The 1,647-nt window shown below is 45.2% G+C and carries 1 protein-coding gene; it reads right to left on the reverse strand.

The window, feature by feature from the left end; genetic code table 11:
• Positions 1–1,363: histidine kinase (locus ACTHUT_RS19900; protein ID WP_440419551.1), on the reverse strand; the 1,363-nt coding region annotated here is incomplete at its 3' end.
• Positions 1,364–1,647: the final 284 nt, after the last annotated feature.

The following is a 1,647-nucleotide window of genomic DNA, read 5'->3' on the forward strand; positions in this document are numbered from 1 at the left end:
CAGGAAAATCTTTATTACTGATTTTGGTGCGGAAATTCATCAAAAGTTCGCGTACGTCTTCGTAGCATTCCTGCACGCCGTCTTTGATGAAGCCGATATTTTCTTCGGCCTGCTCGCGTTGGTCTGAGGCAAACGCGCTTTCCAGCATTTGTACCTGCAAATTCAAAAAGGTCAAAGCTTGCGCGATGCTGTCATGCAAACCTTGAGCAATCAAGTTACGCTCCTGTAAGACCGCAAGCAGGCGGCGCTCTTGTTCCATGCGGTTGTTGGCGATGGAAATGCCCAGCTGTCCGCTTAAAGTATGCAGCAGTTTTTCGTCTTGCTCATCAGGCATATGGCCGTCTGAAAAATATAGGGTCAGTACGCCGAGCTGTTCGTCTTGATAAACGATCGGAAATTCTACACGATTTCCTTCTTCTGTTTCACCGACGCTTGCCGCCAAATCAGAACGTTTCCGCTCCTCATCGGAAAGATATACCGTACCGCCCAAAGCTGAAAACGCCGGTAGAATCTGAGTTAAAAATTCTTCTGCCGCCTGTTGGGGCGTAAAGGTTTGGTGCAGATTACGCGTGGTTTGGTAGAGCAGGGTCAAATCACGGTTTTGCCGCGCCAAGTCTTGGGTTTGTTTGGCAACTTGTCCTTCCAAGTCTGTATAAAGCGTATGCAGACGGCGGCTCATTTGGTTAAAGCCCTTGCTTACTTGGGCAAATTCACGAATCTGGTCTGTCTCGATTTGAACGCCGAAATGCCCTTTGCTGATGGTTTCTACGCCATCACGCAGTTTTTCCAAGGGTCGGATAATCCATGAATAATGCCAAACAATCATCAAGCCTGCAGCCACCACAATCATCAGCATCATTGCCATTTGAAAGCGGCGCAACCACAAGGTATTTTGCTCGTTGGCATTTTCCATCGCCTGTAAAAACAGCTCGATGTTGCCGGCAAAACGATACAGGCCGATTTGGGTCGGACGCTCGTAATGTTGCAAAGACGGCTTGATATTGGATTCCCAATCAATCAACAGCATCGATTGAATCAAGTCGTAAGCCAGCGGCATTTGAGACGGAATCAGCGGATGAATGGCATCGCTTTGCGTCACATTGGCCAGCGTACGCTCAAATTCTTTGATTTGGTTGTCAATTTGCGCATTGGGTGTACGGACGCTTGCCATGTAAGCCAAACGGTACACCTGCATTTTCAAACTGCCTGCATCTTCAATCGTTTTGGCCGCGCTTTCCAAACGCCAAGAAAGCAGTAGGGTAAAGACAATCGACAAAAACGCCGAACTGACCCATAAAAAAGTCAGCAGTTTTAAACGCGAAGACAGGCTTAGGCCGTCTGAAGATCCGGAGAATAATCGCATAAAGCACGCAGGGAACTAATCCGATAATCTTATAAAAATATCATTCTTTCGGTCTATAAACAACCTGTCTAAAATAATTGTATGGTTATGATAAGAAAAAACAGGGGTTTAATGTAAAATCATGTTATGATAAAATTCATCTCAAGTGAATTAAATCATAAAAATAAGGTTTCAGACGGCCTGAAACCTTGAAACTTATCCAATAAACACAACATCTTGAACCATACTCCATACTCTGCTTCGCAAAGGACTACCAAAATGAAAATTTTCGCACTGATATTGGC

Source organism: Neisseria sp. P0022.S010, assembly GCF_051956635.1.